At 60.3% G+C, this 15,202-nt stretch carries 9 protein-coding genes; 1 reads left to right on the forward strand and 8 read right to left on the reverse strand.

What is annotated here, in order from left to right:
• From ACR0DB_RS04180 to xdhA, 8 genes are all read right to left on the reverse strand, one after another.
• Complete coding sequence (locus ACR0DB_RS04180; protein ID WP_480549125.1) at nt 1-1,755, reverse strand: adenylate/guanylate cyclase domain-containing protein; 1,755 nt, start codon at nt 1,753-1,755, stop codon at nt 1-3.
• Between the two features lie 118 nt (nt 1,756-1,873).
• Nucleotides 1,874-2,947, reverse strand: coding sequence for a BMP family ABC transporter substrate-binding protein (locus tag ACR0DB_RS04185; protein ID WP_480549127.1), 1,074 nt, complete (start codon nt 2,945-2,947; stop codon nt 1,874-1,876).
• Between the two features lie 32 nt (nt 2,948-2,979).
• Nucleotides 2,980-3,900: an ABC transporter permease gene (locus ACR0DB_RS04190; protein WP_480549129.1), complete on the reverse strand. Its 921-nt coding sequence runs from the start codon at nt 3,898-3,900 to the stop codon at nt 2,980-2,982.
• Nucleotide 3,901: 1 nt separating this feature from the next.
• A complete protein-coding gene (locus ACR0DB_RS04195) occupies nt 3,902-4,984 on the reverse strand; it encodes an ABC transporter permease (protein WP_170768970.1) in 1,083 nt (360 codons plus the stop codon).
• Between the two features lie 62 nt (nt 4,985-5,046).
• Nucleotides 5,047-6,564 (reverse strand): ABC transporter ATP-binding protein, encoded by a 1,518-nt coding sequence (locus ACR0DB_RS04200; RefSeq protein WP_480549131.1) that lies wholly within the window; start codon nt 6,562-6,564, stop codon nt 5,047-5,049.
• On the reverse strand, nt 6,561-7,496 hold the full coding sequence (gene xdhC / locus ACR0DB_RS04205; protein ID WP_480549133.1) for a xanthine dehydrogenase accessory protein XdhC: 936 nt from the start codon (nt 7,494-7,496) through the stop codon (nt 6,561-6,563). Before xdhC ends, ACR0DB_RS04200 begins: the two co-directional genes overlap by 4 nt.
• Entirely contained in the window at nt 7,496-9,898 is a 2,403-nt protein-coding gene (xdhB, locus tag ACR0DB_RS04210; protein ID WP_480549135.1) for a xanthine dehydrogenase molybdopterin binding subunit, read from the reverse strand. The genes xdhC and xdhB overlap by 1 nt, the downstream gene beginning before the upstream one ends.
• Entirely contained in the window at nt 9,895-11,292 is a 1,398-nt protein-coding gene (gene xdhA, locus ACR0DB_RS04215; protein ID WP_480549137.1) for a xanthine dehydrogenase small subunit, read from the reverse strand. Before xdhA ends, xdhB begins: the two co-directional genes overlap by 4 nt.
• 345 nt (nt 11,293-11,637) lie before the next feature.
• Between xdhA and dnaE the strand changes: the two genes are divergently transcribed.
• The gene (gene dnaE / locus ACR0DB_RS04220) at nt 11,638-15,138 is read left to right on the forward strand and encodes a DNA polymerase III subunit alpha (RefSeq protein WP_480549139.1); all 3,501 of its coding nucleotides are present in this window, start codon (nt 11,638-11,640) and stop codon (nt 15,136-15,138) included.
• Nucleotides 15,139-15,202: the final 64 nt, after the last annotated feature.

Below are 15,202 nucleotides of genomic sequence, written 5' to 3' on the forward strand. Positions count from 1 at the left end.
TTATACGGCCAGACCGTTGCGGTGCAGCCCCGCAAAAACCTTGTCGTTACGGGCGTCGTCATAGGGCCGCCAGTCCCGCATCCGGTCGACATAGCCCTCGGACAGGCCTTCGCAGGCGGCCAGAGCCTCCTGCGCTTCATCCACGCGGTCCAAGGCGGCAAGGCAGATGGCGCGGCGATACAGCATGTTTGGATCGCGGGGGCGCACATTGACGGCACGATCTGCCCAGTCCAACGCTTCGATATTTTCACCCGCAACCAGATACATCCGGGCAATTGCCCAGAAATAGAACCCCCGGTCCGGTTCCCGCGGAGACAAGGCCAGAGCCTTGCGTATTTCCTCGGCTGCCTGTGGGCCGATACTGGCATCGGAAAGTTCGGACCGGTTGAAATAGGCCAGTTTCGCGCGTGTGAAAAAGGGATTCAGGCGGATCGCGTATTCCAATTCCTTCAGGCTTAACGCCTTCTCTCCTTGCCAGACATAGGCTGTCGACATCACATAATGCGCAAACGGAGATTTATTGGCCAGTTCCAACCCTTTTTGCGCAGCGGCCACTCCCTTGGCCAACACGTCCTTTGAACGCTCGGACGCACCAAACCCATATTCCTTGAGATAGGCCCATCCCAGCCCCGCCCAGGCATCACCATAGTCTTCATCCAGTGCCACAGCGGCCTGAAACTCAACCTGTGCCGCTTGCAAATCTTCCAGCCCAGGCTTTCTAAGTCCCGACATCCCCCGCAGGTACCTTTCCCACGCCCCCAGATGGTCGGGGCGTTTACGGCGAATGCGGTCGATCTCTCCCTCGACCAGCTCGGTGTCCAATGCGGTGACGACACGCAAGGTGATGTCGTCCTGAATCTCGAACACGTCTTCGAACGGCCGGTCGTATTTTTCGGACCAGAGGGCAAGACCAGTTGTTCCCTCGATATATTCCACCGTCACCCGCACCCGCTGGCCTGACCGGCGCAATGTTCCGGTCACAAGATACTGCGCCCCCAAGACCCGCGCAGCGTCCTCGACGCTCAGTTCCGGGTTCAGCGACAGGCTGGACGCGCCCGAGACAACCGGCACCCGGCCCATCTGTTGCAACCCCGAGATGATGTCTTCGGCCAACCCTTCGGCGAAAAAGGCATGTTCGGGATCGGGGGAGTGGTTCTGGAAAGGCAATACCGCAAGGGTCGGTGGACCTGTTCGGATCACGGGTCGGGACGGCGCGGGCGACGTCCCCGCAGCCTGCCAGCGAAACACGGTCAGAGGGCGCGAAATGTTTTTGAGCTGATGTTGGCCATCATGTGTCAGGTCTTTTGTTTTGCCCTGCGGCAGCGCATCGACGAATGCCTGCGAGGCGGCCAGCCCTCCGGCGTCGCAAAGGCCTTCCAATCGGGCGGCAATATTGACGCCGTCCCCCAGAATGTCCTGATCGTCAACGAACACATCCCCAAGATGAGCCCCAATGCGCAGCAGGATGCGCGCGTCTGGCGGCTGCTGCCGAGCCTGCGCTGCGGCCTCGGTCTGAATCCGCATCGCAGCGGTCAGCGCGGTGTCAGGCTCCGGGAATTCGGCCAGAAATCCGTCGCCCATCGTTTTGACCAATCGTCCCTGATTTTGTTCCAGCGCGGGCGAGATGATTGCGTTCCGCAGATGGCGTACAGCGCGCAGGGTTCCGACCTCATCGGTTTCAGTCAGATGGGCGTAGCCCAGCACATCCATGGCCAGAATGGCGGCACGTCGTTTGCCGTCCAGAAAATCGTCCATCGGCGGTCCCTCGCAAGCCGTGCCTTGGGCAATCTTACGCGGTTTGCGCCATGAATGCATGACAAGAAAAAAGCCCGCCAAACGAGGCGGGCTTTGTCTAATGCTATTTACGCGTGACTTATTGCGGGATCTCGCCGTCCAAGCCTTCGACGTAGAAGTTCATGCCTGCCAGCGTACCGTCATCAGCGGTTTCGCCATCCGCCAGCCAGTCGCTGCCGTCCTGCTTCTTCAGCGGGCCGGAGAAGGGGTGGTATTCGCCTGCGGCCATCGCGGCTTTCAAGGCCAGCGCCTCTTCCTTGACGTCGGCAGGTACGGCGTCGGAAATCTCACCGATCTCAACCATGCCTTCTTTGATGCCGTCCCAGGTGCTTACGGTCTCCCACGAGCCATCCATGACAGCCTGCGTGCGGGCGATATAGTAAGGTGCCCAGTTGTCGATGATCGACGAAACACGCGGGAAGGGGGCGTATTCGCTCATGTCCGAGGCTTGGCCAAAAGTGACAACATTACCTGCCTCTTGCGCGGCCGCCTGCGGCGCGGTCGAGTCGGTGTGTTGCAGGATCACGTCGGCACCCTGTTCGATCAGAACGGTGGCGGCATCAGCCTCTTTCGCCGGGTCGAACCAAGTGTAGGCCCAGACGATCTTGAATTCGACATCCGGGTTCACCTTCTTGGCGTGGATATAGGCCGAGTTGATGCCACGGATCACTTCGGGGATTGGGTAGGACCCGATATAGCCGATGATGTTCGACTTGGTCATTTTGCCCGCGATGTGACCCTGCACCGCGCGGCCCTCATAGAAACGTGCCGAATATGCCGAGACGTTAGGAGCGGTCTTATATCCGGTCGCGTGTTCGAACTTCACGTTCGGGAATTTCTTGGCCACGTTGATGGTGGGGTCCATGTAGCCGAACGAGGTGGTAAAGATCAGATCTGCGCCTTCCAGCGCCATCTGGGTCATCACACGTTCAGCATCCGGGCCTTCGGGGACGGATTCAACGAACACGGTCTCGACCTTGTCGCCAAAGTGCTTTTCGACCGCCTGACGGCCCTTGTCATGCTCATATGTCCAGCCGCCATCGCCGACGGGGCCGACATAGACAAAGCCGACCTTGGTCTTGTCTTCGGCCATGGCACCCGTGGCCAGACCCAGCGCCACGGCGGCGCTTGTCAGTAGAGTGGTGAATTTCATGTGTTACTCTCCAAGTTGGTTTTAGTTGGCCCCTAGTGCGAGGCATGGAAGGTTCGGCCCAATGCGGCAGGTGCGCTGCTCTTGTCGGCCGAAAGGATCACAAGCACAAGGATCGTGATGATGTAGGGCGACATTGCCAGATACTCGACCGGAATGGCAACGCCCGCTGCCTGCAAATTCAGCTGCAACACGGTGATACCGCCAAACAAATAGGCACCCAGCAAGGCGCGCCATGGCTTCCAACTGGCGAAGACCACCAGCGCAAGCGCAATCCAGCCGACACCGGCAGTCATGCCCTCGGTCCATTGCGGCACGCGGATCAGGCTGATGTAGGCTCCGCCCAGCCCGGCACAGGCCCCGCCGAACAGGATCGCCATAATGCGGATCTTGATGACTTTGTAGCCAAGCGCATGCGCCGCATCGTGGTTCTCGCCCACGGCGCGCAGAATTAGGCCGACGCGCGTGTATTTCAGCGTGGCCCAGACGGCGGCCGTGAGTGCGATGCCTATATAAAGGATCGGGTCATGCTGGAACAGGATCGGGCCGATCACCGGAATATCGCTGATCACCGGGATATGAATGTCGCCCATGCTGGGGGGCTTGATCCCCACATAGCTTTGTCCCAACAGGGCGCTGAAGCCCAGACCAAACAGCGTCAGAGCCAAGCCGCTGGCCACCTGATTGGCCAGTGCTACCTGCGTCAGCAGAACGAATAGCAGCGACAGCACCGCGCCGCCGATAGCGGATGCGATGAACCCCAGCCATGGTGAGCCGGTCTCGACCGAGATCGCAAAGCCGCTGATCGCGCCGACGATCATCATGCCCTCGACGCCAAGGTTCAGAACACCTGCTTTTTCAACGACCAGTTCTCCGATCGCGGCCAGCAGCAGGGGGGTTGCGGCCACCATTAGCGAGGCGACCAGAAGGACGGGATTGATTTCACCAAGGTCCATATCACGCTACCTCGCTACGGGCCGCACGGATGCGGAAGTTTGTCAGAAGATCAAAGGCCAGCAGGAAGAACAAAAGCATCCCCTGAAACACCTGGATGGCAGCGGCAGGCAAGCCCAGTTGGGATTGCGCGATTTCCCCACCGATATAGGTCAACGCCATCAGGAAGCCGGCCAGCAGAATGCCCACCGGATGCAGGCGGCCAAGGAAGGCCACGATGATGGCGGTAAAGCCATAGCCCACGTTAAAGTCGATGCTGACCTGACCCGCAGGGCCGGACACCTCGAACATACCTGCCAACCCGGCCAACATGCCCGACAGCCCCAGGCAGAACAGGATCAGCCGTGCCGGATTGACGCCTGCGAATTTGGCTGCACGCGGGGCCTCGCCCGTCAGACGGATATGGAAGCCCAGCATGTGCCGGTTCAACAGAACATAGGCAAAGATCACCGCAATCAGCGCCGTCACCACACCCCAATGCATCCCCGATCCAGCAATTAGCTCGGCATTGTGGGCGCTGTCATAGGACTGCAGGTTGCGCGAGCCGGGAAAGCCGAACCCTTCAGGGTTCTTCAACAATCCCAGCGAGACCGAGGCCAGCATCTGCTCGGCCACGTAGACCAGCATCAGCGACACAAGGATTTCATTGGTGCCAAAACGTACCTTCAGAAAGGCCGGGATCATCGCCCACAGCCAGCCCCCGAACGCGCCCGCTATCACCATGATTGGAAAGATGTAGAACGCCTCCAAAGGATAAAAGGCCAGCCCCGCACCGGCGCCAAAGATGGCCCCCATGATGTACTGCCCCTCGGCCCCAATGTTCCAGATCCCTGCGCGAAACCCCAGCGACAGGCCGATGGCGATCAACACCAAAGGCGCGCCCTTCACCAGCAATTGCGGGCGGTAGTAGAATGCGAACTCTCCGAACAGAGGCTCCCAGAATATGGTGCCGATGGCCTCGACCGGGTTCTTGCCCAGCAGGGCGAACAGCAAACCGCCAAACACCATCGTTGCCACCACCGCGACCAGAGGGGTCGCATATGACCACGCTTTCGAGGGCTGAGGCCGTTTCTCCAACACAATCATCTGCTCAAACCCCCAAGTCTTCTTCTCGTTCCAAATACGGCCGCCGGAGACGGTTCCACGGCTTACACATGCGCCACCTCCATGCCATGAGCACCGCCCATCATCAGGCCGATCTCATCGACCGTCAGACCGGTGGTTTCTCGCGGCGCACTCAGGCGGCCTTCGTTCAGTGCCGCAAAGCTGTCGGAGATCTCCATCAACTCGTCCAGATCCTGCGAGATGCAGATCACCGCTGTCCCCTTTGCTGCCAAATCCAGAATGGCCTGCCGGATGGAGGCTGCGGCGGCGGCATCCACGCCCCATGTGGGCTGGTTCACCACCAGCACATCGGGGTTTTGCAACACCTCGCGCCCAATTACGAATTTCTGCAGGTTCCCACCCGACAAAGACCGCGCCGCGTTCTCGGGGCCAGGCGTGCGGACGTCAAAGGCGCTGATGATTTTCTCGGCAAAGCTTTTGGTCTCGGCCCATTTCAGGAAGCCATTATTTTCCAACCCTTCGCGGACGGATCCTGTCAGCAAGGCGTTTTCCGTCAGGCTCATATCAGGCGCTGCGGCGTGGCCCAGCCGCTCCTCGGGCGCGGTCAGCACACCGAGCTTGCGCCGCGCGGTGGGGCCCAGCTTGCCAATCGGCTGGCCGTTGAACTTGATCGCATCGGCCGCAGTCGGGATTTCGCCCGACAGCACCCCCAGCAATTCATCCTGCCCGTTGCCCGCGACGCCGCCGATGCCCAGAACCTCGCCCTTGCGGACGGTCATGTGAACATTGCGCAGCGCGGTACCGAATTCCGACGGAGACGGTACCGACAGCCCGCTGACATCCAGAGCAACTTCGCCAAAATCCCGCCCTGACCGTTCCGGTGTTTGCAGGGTCGAACCCACCATCATCTCGGCCATGTCCCGCGCTGAGGTCTCAGAGGGAACACACTCGCCAACGTTCTTGCCCAGACGCAGGATTGTCGCGTGGTCGCACAGCGTGCGGATCTCTTCCAGCTTATGCGAGATATACAGGATCGAGGTACCCTCAGTGCGTAATTTGTTCAGTGTTTCAAACAAGATATCGACCTCTTGTGGGGTCAAAACCGATGTTGGCTCGTCCATGATCAGCAGTTTGGGGTCCTGCAGCAGGCAACGGATGATCTCGACCCGCTGGCGTTCGCCTGCGGACAGGTCGCCCACCGTGCGATACGGGTCCAGCGGCAGGCCATAGGTTTCGGACACTTCGCGGATACGTGCGGCCAGATCGCCCATGGGCGGCGGGTTCTCCATTCCCAACGCGATATTCTCGGCCACGTTCAACGCGTCAAACAACGAGAAATGCTGGAACACCATCGCGATCCCATCGGCGCGGGCCGCGCGCGGTTCGGGCGGGGCGAACGGCTGGCCGCGCAGCAGCATCGTGCCGCTATCGGGTTTCACCAGCCCATAGATCATTTTTACCAGTGTGGACTTGCCTGCGCCGTTTTCGCCCAGCAGGGCGTGTACTTCGCCTTCGCCGATATCGAAGGACACCTGATCATTGGCCACGACGCCAGGATAAGCCTTGGTCAGCCCTTGCAGACTTAATAGTGGAGTGGTCACGCGCTCAGGTCCTTCTTCAACTCGGTTTGTCGGGCAGGGCGCAGAAGCTGCGCGGCGACGCCGACGGCGATCATCTGCGGGTGTTTGCCCAAGGCGGGGTCGCCGATTGGGCAAGTGATCCGACTGATCCGTTCGGGGGAATGCCCGAGGGCCGCCAGCCGCGACCGGAATCGCGCCCATTTCGTAGCGGAGCCAATCAAGCCAGCAAACCCAAAACCACGCGTCAACAGTCGATTGCACAGCTCAAGGTCCAGATTGTGCGAATATGTCAGCACAAGATGTTCAGCGTCCTGCGGGGCGTGGCGGACAAGCTCGGCAGGTTTGGCTGCTGGAACTGGTGTGACGCTCGCAGGAATATTGTCGGGAAATCGCTCAGGCCCCGTATCGACCCATGTGATCGCCAGATCGGGCAGTGGGGCCAAAACGTCAACCAGCGCCCGACCGACATGACCCGCACCCCAAATCCAGAAGTTGCGGGTTGGTTGATGAACCGGCTCGACCATCCAGCCGTCCAGCAGTTGTGGCTCGGGCGCAATGCCCTGACCGCGCGCCTCGGCCAGCAGCCGTTTGACCGACAACGGCATGTCGCCGCCGGTCGGAGATCGCGCGATGACGGTATCGTCCAGCGCATTCACCGCTTTGTGATCATAGACTTCACTGAGCAGCGAAACCGCGCCGCCACAGCATTGACCCATGTCAGGACCCAGCGCGTGATGGGTCAGCCGCGCCGGCGCGGCCTGCGACCTTGCCGCCTGCGCAGCCTGATATTCCAACGTGCCGCCACCGATTGTGCCGCTTTGTCCGCCTTCCCAGACCAGCATGGCGGCACCGACCTCACGCGGGGACGAGCCCTTGATCACGGTGATGACCACGCGGACCACGCGTCCGTGGGTATTTACCGCCTCCCTCAAAGCCTCAAGATCAAATCCCATTAGATGCCCCCTTTCATCCGCTGGACGCCGTGCCAGACCTCTTCGGCAGTGGCGGGCGCATCCAAAGCGGGGTAAGCGTCACCGCAGGCTGCCACCGCATTCGACAGGGCCAGCCAAGCCGAGATACCCAGCATGAAGGGCGGCTCTCCCACCGCTTTCGAGCGATAGATCGTGTCCTCGCGGTTCTCGCCATCCCACAGCGCCACGTTGAAGATATCGGGCCGGTCGGAACAGGCCGGGATTTTATAGGTCGAGGGCGCGTGGGTGCGCAGGTTGCCCTTGCCGTCCCAGACCAGTTCCTCGGTCGTCAGCCAGCCTGCGCCCTGCACATAGCCGCCTTCGACCTGCCCGATATCCAGCGCCGGGTTCAGCGAGGCGCCTGCATCGTGCAGGATATCGGTACGCAGGATGCGGTTTTCACCGGTCAGCGTGTCCACCGCCACCTCGGTGACGGACGCGCCATAGGCGAAGTAGAAAAACGGTCGGCCCCGGCCTGCGATCCGGTCCCATTCGATCTTGGGGGTTTTGTAGAACCCCGTGGCGGACAGGCTGATACGGCCCTGATAGGCCAGCGCGGCGGCTTCGGCGAAGGTATAGCGTTCTGCGCCGACCGAGACGTGCCCATCCGCGAACGTGACAGCCGATGGATCAGCCTGATGCCGTTCGGCCAGATAGTCCGCCATCCGGTCGCGGATCGTGTCGCAGGCGGCTTTGACAGCCATCCCGTTCAGGTCACTGCCCGAAGACGCCGCCGTAGCCGAGGTGTTCGGCACCTTGGCGGTGTCGGTGGCGGTGATCTTGACCAACTCCAGCGGAATGCCGAACCGCGATGCGGCCACTTGCGCGACCTTTTGGAACAGGCCCTGTCCCATCTCGGTCCCGCCATGGTTCAGGTGGACCGAGCCATCCTGATACACATGCACCAGTGCGCCCGCCTGATTGAGGTGGGTCAGCGTAAAGGAAATCCCGAATTTGACCGGCGAGAAGGCGATACCCTTCTTTATCACCCGGTTCTTTGCGTTCCATTCAGCAATGGCGGTCTTGCGGACGGCATAATCGCTGGATGTCAGAAGTGCATCGGTCATGCCGTGCAGTTCGAAATCGCTGACCTCCATACCGTAAGGCGTGGTGTTCCCGCCGGCAGGTAGGGGACGAAGGGGGGCGTTCCCGGTTTCCACCGCGCCGCGACTGGTCAGGTCTTCATGCGGGTCGGGGTGGCCCAGCGGTGTTTTATGCAGCGGTTGATCGGCCACGTTATGCGCGGGCTCATAGTAATTGCGGCGACGCAGCTCGACCGGGTCCAGCCCAAGCACGTGCGCGGCGTGATCCATCACGCGTTCGATCCCGACCATGCCCTGAGGGCCGCCGAACCCGCGATAGGCTGTGGCGGATTGGGTGTTGGTTTTCAGTCGATGGCTTTCAATCCGGGCATTCGGCAGCAGATAGGCATTGTCGGAATGCAGCATCGCGCGGTCAGCGACGGGCAGCGACAGGTCCTGCGCCCAGCCACAGATGACGTAATGGTGGAAGGAGACACCCTGAACATGGCCGTTCTCATCAAACCCAGCCTTGTAGGCAATGCGGAAGGCGTGGCGCTTGCCGGTGATGATCATGTCATCATCGCGGTCATAACGCATCTTGCAGGCCTTGCCGGTGGCGCGGGCGGCAATGGCGCAGGCGACGGCCAGAGCGTTGCCCTGACTTTCCTTGCCGCCGAACCCTCCGCCCATGCGGCGAGTTTCAACCCGCACGGCGTGCATGGGCACACCCAAGGCATCGGCTACTTTATGCTGAATCTCGCTCGGGTGTTGGGTCGAGCTGTGGACCAGCATGTCCGCGCCCTCATTCGGCAAGGCCAGAGCGGCCTGGCCTTCCAAATAAAAATGTTCCTGCCCGCCGAGTTCAAAGGAACCTTCGATCACGTGGGGGGCCGACGCGATCGCCACGTCCGCATCGCCCTTGGCATAGATGCGGGGGCCGTCCTCGAACCGGCTGTCAGCGGCCAGAGCCTGTTCGATGGTCAGGATCGGGGTGTCTTCGGCATAGTCAATCTTGCCCAGCCGTGCAGCCTTGCGAGCGGCCAGATGGCTGGTCGCCACCACCAGAAACACGGGCTGGCCGATATAATGAACCGTGCCGTCCGACAGCAGCGGCTCATCATGGATCGAGGGCGAGACATCATTGGCAAAAGGCAGATCATCCGCCGTCATCACTTGCACCACACCCTTGGCGGCTTTTACTGCCGACAGGTCCATCGTGGTGATCGTGCCCTTGGCAATCGGGCTGAGGCCAAAGGCCAGATGCAGCGTGCCCTTGGGCGTTGGGATGTCATCCACATAGCGCGCGGCACCTGCGACATGCAGCGGGGCTGCGTCATGGGGGAGGGGTTTGGTCACGCTCATGCCGTCACCTTGAGTACGTCGGTCACTTCGCCCTGATCTTCAAGGAAATACCGCTCCAGCATCGCTTTGGCGGTTTCCAGACGATAGGTGGCCGAGGCGCGCATATCCGTGAGTGGTTGGTAATCGTCAGCAAAGGCGGGCAGCGCGGCCTGAATGGTCGCAGCGGTCCAGGGTTTGCCGATCAATGCGGCCTCGACATGGGTGGCCCGCTTTGGAGTGCCCGCCATGCCGCCAAACGCGATCCGCGCATGGGTGACGGTGTCGTCCGCGACGGTGATGTTGAAACAGCCGCAGACGGCTGAAATGTCCTGATCGAACCGTTTGCTGAGTTTGTAGGTTTTCAGCCGGTCCGGTTGGCGGGGGAAGCTGACGGCTTCGACGAATTCTCCGGGCGCGCGGTCTTGTTTGCCGTAGTCGATGAAGAAATCTTCCAACGGGATCTGACGGCGAGTGTCGCCTTTGCGCAGATGCAGGGTTGCACCCAATGCGATCAGGGCGGGCGGGTTGTCTCCGATCGGTGAGCCATTGGCGATATTGCCGCCCACGGTTGCGGCGTGGCGGACCTGAACGCTGGCATAACGCCGGATCATCTCGGCGTAGGAGGGATGGAGGTCTGTCAACGTGTCGCACATGCGGTTCATGTCGACCATGGCGCCGATGTGGATTTCGTCATTGGTGATGGTGATGTTTTTCAGGTCGTTGCAGCGGCTCAGGAAGATGACCGGATCCAGGTCGCGCAGTTGTTTTGTGACCCAGAGGCCCACATCGGTTGCGCCCGCGATTAGCGTGGCGTTGGGATTTTGTGCATAGATCGCGGCCAGTTCGTCGGATGAGGTGGGGAGCAAGGGGGGCTCCGCCCCCCGGCCTGCGGCCTCCTCCCGAGGTATTTTTGAACAAGAGAAGGATTGGTCGTCTTTAACCCATGCTGGGACTGGCTGGGATTCGGCGGCTTGGGCCGCGCGGATGATGGGGGCGTAGCCAGTGCAACGGCAGAGATTACCCGCAAGCTGGGTGTCGTGGTCGGTGACGCCATTGGTGTGGCCCGCGACCATCGACATAACAAAGCCGGGGGTGCAAAAGCCACATTGTGAACCGTGTAGGTCGATCATGGCCTGTTGCACGGGGTGAGCCTGCTGGTCGGGGCCGTTTGCGCCCTCGATGGTGCGGATGGCTTTGCCGTGTAGTTGTGGCAGGAATAGGATGCAGGCATTCAGTGCTTTGCTGGAACCTTCATCCGTGACCATGACGGTGCAGGCCCCGCAGTCACCTTCGTTGCAGCCTTCCTTAGTGCCGGTCAGGCCGCGACCCTCGCGCAGCCAGTCCAGCAGAGTTGCCGTCGGATTGACGTCCGCCAGCTCCACTGTCTCTCCGTTCAGAAGAAACGTGATGTTCATTCGAGAAACCCGTCGCCTTACCCGGTTGCGCCCTTCGGTGCCCTTCTTCGATGCGACGTAGAAAAAGGGGCGGGCAGAGTGCTTGCCGTCAGATGTTAGAAACAGCGCGCCTTATCTGGCAAGAAAAACTGATTATGTGATGCACCATTGGACCTGAACGATCTGCGATTTTCGCCGTTGTCTAGACATCAGTTGTCTGTAAATAAAGCGCTTTTTGCAGATCGGGTCCAATTGCGGCCGAAGCACCTTCTGAAAAATCCGAATAATAGGTGTTGATTTTTTTAGGCATCTCAAAGCGGCGGTTCCTGCTTTTGCCGCGTCGCTGGCTGGGATAGCGTAGCGGGTATGAGCAGTATTCCTCGATTCATTCACCTACGTGTTCACACCGAATATTCTCTGCTGGAAGGCGCTGTGCGGCTGAAGAAGCTGCCCGCTTTGTGCGAGAATATGGACATGCCCGCTGTTGCGGTGACGGACACCAATTCTATGTTCTCGGCTTTGGAGTTTTCCGTGACTGCCAGCGGCGCTGGGGTGCAGCCGATCATGGGGTGTCAGGTTGATCTGACTTATGTGCAGCCGCAGCCAGGCGAGAAGCCCAAAGCTCCTGCGCCGCTGGTGCTGCTGGCGCAGTCCGAGGCGGGGTATGAGAACCTGATGAAGCTGAGTTCCTGCCTCTATGTGGACAAGGGCGGACAGTTGCCGCAGGTCACGTTGGACGAATTGGCCGAGCGCTCGGACGGGTTGATCTGTCTGACCGGCGGGCCGGATGGGCCCGTGGGGATGCTGTTGCAGCAAGGCCAGCGTCCGTCGGCGGAGGCTCTGGTGGATCGCCTGGCTGGGATGTTCCCGGACCGCCTGTATATCGAATTGCAGCGCCATCCGGGCGAAGGGGGCCAGCCCGAGGCAGAGCGTCTAACCGAACGTGGGCATGTCGAGATGGCCTATGCCAAGAATCTGCCTCTGGTCGCCACCAATGATGTCTATTTCCCGACCACCGACATGTATGAGGCGCATGATGCGCTGATCTGTATCGCCGAGGGCGCGTATGTCGACCAACAGGACGGTCGCCGCCGCCTGACCGCGCAGCATTATTTCAAGTCGCAGCAGGAAATGGTGACGCTGTTTGCCGACTTGCCTGAAGCGATTGAGAATACCGTCGAGATCGCGCGCCGGTGCGCTTTCATGGCGTATCGCCGAGATCCGATCCTGCCGAAATTTGCCGATGATGAGGTCGCCGAGCTGCGGCGTATCGCCAATGAGGGCTTGCAGAAACGTCTGACGGTGATCCCGCATGCGGTGACGCCCGAGGAATACCAGGAACGGCTGGATTTCGAACTCGGCATCATCGAGGGCATGGGCTTTCCCGGCTATTTCCTGATCGTTGCCGACTTTATCCAATGGGCCAAGGATCACGACATTCCGGTGGGGCCGGGGCGGGGGTCTGGTGCGGGCTCGCTCGTGGCCTATGCGCTGACGATCACCGACCTTGACCCGCTGCGCTATTCGCTGCTGTTTGAGCGGTTCCTGAACCCCGAGCGGGTCTCGATGCCGGACTTTGATATCGACTTCTGCATGGATCGTCGGGAAGAGGTGATCCGTTACGTTCAGCAGAAATACGGGCGCGACAAGGTGGGGCAGATCATCACCTTTGGTGCTCTGTTGTCGAAGGCCGCCGTGCGCGATATTGGGCGGGTGTTGCAGATGCCCTATGGGCAGGTGGACCGCCTGTCCAAGATGATCCCGGTGGAGGGGGTCAAGCCTGTCTCCATCGAAAAGGCCCTGAAAGACGAACCCCGCCTTCGCGAAGAGGCACGCAGCGAAGAGGTTGTGGACCGGCTTCTGACCTATGGCCAGCAGGTTGAGGGGCTGTTGCGGAATGCCTCGACCCACGCGGCGGGGGTGGTGATCGGGGATCGACCTCTGGATGCGCTGGTGCCGATCTATCAGGACCCTCGGTCCGATATGCCCGCGACTCAGTTCAACATGAAATGGGTGGAACAGGCCGGGCTGGTCAAGTTCGACTTTCTAGGTCTGAAGACTTTGACTGTGATCCAGAACGCGATGGATTTGATCTTCAAATCCGGGCGCGACCTTCATATCGCACCCGATGGCACCGAGTTGTATGAACCCGCCGAAGGCGCGGTGAATGAGATCAACGCCATCCCGCTGGATGATGAGGCGACGTACAAGCTTTATTCGGCGGCCAAAACGGTTGCGGTGTTTCAGGTGGAATCCTCGGGCATGATGGATGCGCTCAAGCGCATGAAGCCGGACTGTATCGAGGATATTATTGCCCTTGTGGCGCTATACCGTCCGGGTCCGATGGAGAACATTCCCAAGTTCTGCGAGGTTAAGAACGGGCTCAGTAAGCGGGACAAGCTGCACCCGTCCATCGACCACATCCTGGACGAGACGCAGGGCATCATCGTCTATCAGGAACAGGTGATGCAGATCGCGCAGGAAATGGCCGGTTACAGCCTTGGCGGTGCGGATCTGTTGCGCCGCGCGATGGGTAAGAAAATCCAAGAGGCGATGGACGCCGAGCGGCCCAAATTCCTCAAAGGCGCTGCCGAGAATGACGTTGATGAGGCGAAGGCGACCGAGGTCTGGAACCTGCTAGACAAGTTTGCCAACTACGGCTTCAACAAATCCCACGCTGCGGCTTATGCGGTGGTCAGCTACCAGACCGGCTGGCTGAAGGCGAACCACCCGGTAGAGTTCATGGCGGGTGTCATGAATTGCGATATCCACCTGACCGACAAACTAGCCGTTTACTTCGAAGAGGTCCGCAAAGGGCTTGAGTTGCCCTATGTGCCCCCTTGCGTGAACCGATCTCAAGCTACCTTCGATGTGGTGAACGGAGAGCTTGTCTATGCGCTGGGCGCCTTGAAAAACGTGGGCGTTGAGGCGATGAACCTGGTGGTCGATGGTCGCGCGGAAAAGCCCTTTGTGAACCTGTTCGATTTAGCCCGCCGGGTTGATCTGAAGAAGGTCGGTAAACGCCCGCTGGAGATGATGGCGCGGGCGGGTGCGTTTGATCAGTTGGATAAGAACCGCCGCCGCGTGTTCGAAAGCCTTGATCCGCTTGTGCAGTATTCGGCGGCTATCCACGAACAAAAGAACTCGAACCAGGTGTCGCTCTTTGGTGAGGCGGGGGATGATCTGCCTGAACCGCGCCTGTCGCCCACGCCCGATTGGTTGCCCGCCGAACGGCTGAGCGAGGAATTCAAGGCCATCGGGTTCTACCTCTCGGGCCATCCGCTGGACGACTATATGCCCGCGCTGAAACGTAAACAGGTGATGACGCTGGATGAGGTGACGGAAAAGGCGCGCTCGGGTCCGTTCATCGCCAAGATGGCCGGCGTTGTTGCCGGTCGGCAGGAACGGAAATCGGCGCGCGGCAACCGGTTTGCCTTTGCGCAGCTTTCAGACCCCAGCGGCGCGTATGAGGTCACGCTGTTTTCGGAAACGCTGGAGAAATCGCGCGAGTATCTGGAAACCGGCGCGCAGGTGGTTCTGACCGCCGAGGCAACGATGGAGGCCGACCAGTTGAAGCTGCTGGGCCGCTCGGTCGGTCCGGTAGATACAGTCGTGGCCGAAGCGGGTGCTACCGGCCTGCGCATCTTTGTGGATGAGGAACAAGCCTTGCCTACAGTCGCCAAAGTTCTGGAAGATGCTGCAGGTGCTGCCAAGAACGCCGCACGCGGGCCGATTCAATTACTGCTGGTGGCCCCCGGATTGCCGGGCGAGGTCGAGATGGACCTGGGTCAGAGTTTCCCGATCAACCCGCAGATCAAGGGTGCGATCAAATCGCTGGAAGGCGTGATGTCGGTCGAGGAGTTTTGAGCCCAACCCGATGTTGCCACACAGTTGTGTTGAACGCGCTGGGCTTCATGCGAATAGAAAGCTT

Source organism: Ruegeria sp. AB6 (assembly GCF_056542685.1).

Coding starts and splice junctions, on each gene's coding strand:
- ACR0DB_RS04180 (WP_480549125.1), bottom strand. CDS start 1,755: ATGGACGATTTTCTGGACGGCAAACGACGTGCCGCCATTCTGGCCATG.
- ACR0DB_RS04185 (WP_480549127.1), bottom strand. CDS start 2,947: ATGAAATTCACCACTCTACTGACAAGCGCCGCCGTGGCGCTGGGTCTG.
- ACR0DB_RS04190 (WP_480549129.1), bottom strand. CDS start 3,900: ATGGACCTTGGTGAAATCAATCCCGTCCTTCTGGTCGCCTCGCTAATG.
- ACR0DB_RS04195 (WP_170768970.1), bottom strand. CDS start 4,984: ATGATTGTGTTGGAGAAACGGCCTCAGCCCTCGAAAGCGTGGTCATAT.
- xdhC (WP_480549133.1), bottom strand. CDS start 7,496: ATGGGATTTGATCTTGAGGCTTTGAGGGAGGCGGTAAATACCCACGGA.
- xdhB (WP_480549135.1), bottom strand. CDS start 9,898: ATGAGCGTGACCAAACCCCTCCCCCATGACGCAGCCCCGCTGCATGTC.
- xdhA (WP_480549137.1), bottom strand. CDS start 11,292: ATGAACATCACGTTTCTTCTGAACGGAGAGACAGTGGAGCTGGCGGAC.
- dnaE (WP_480549139.1), top strand. CDS start 11,638: ATGAGCAGTATTCCTCGATTCATTCACCTACGTGTTCACACCGAATAT.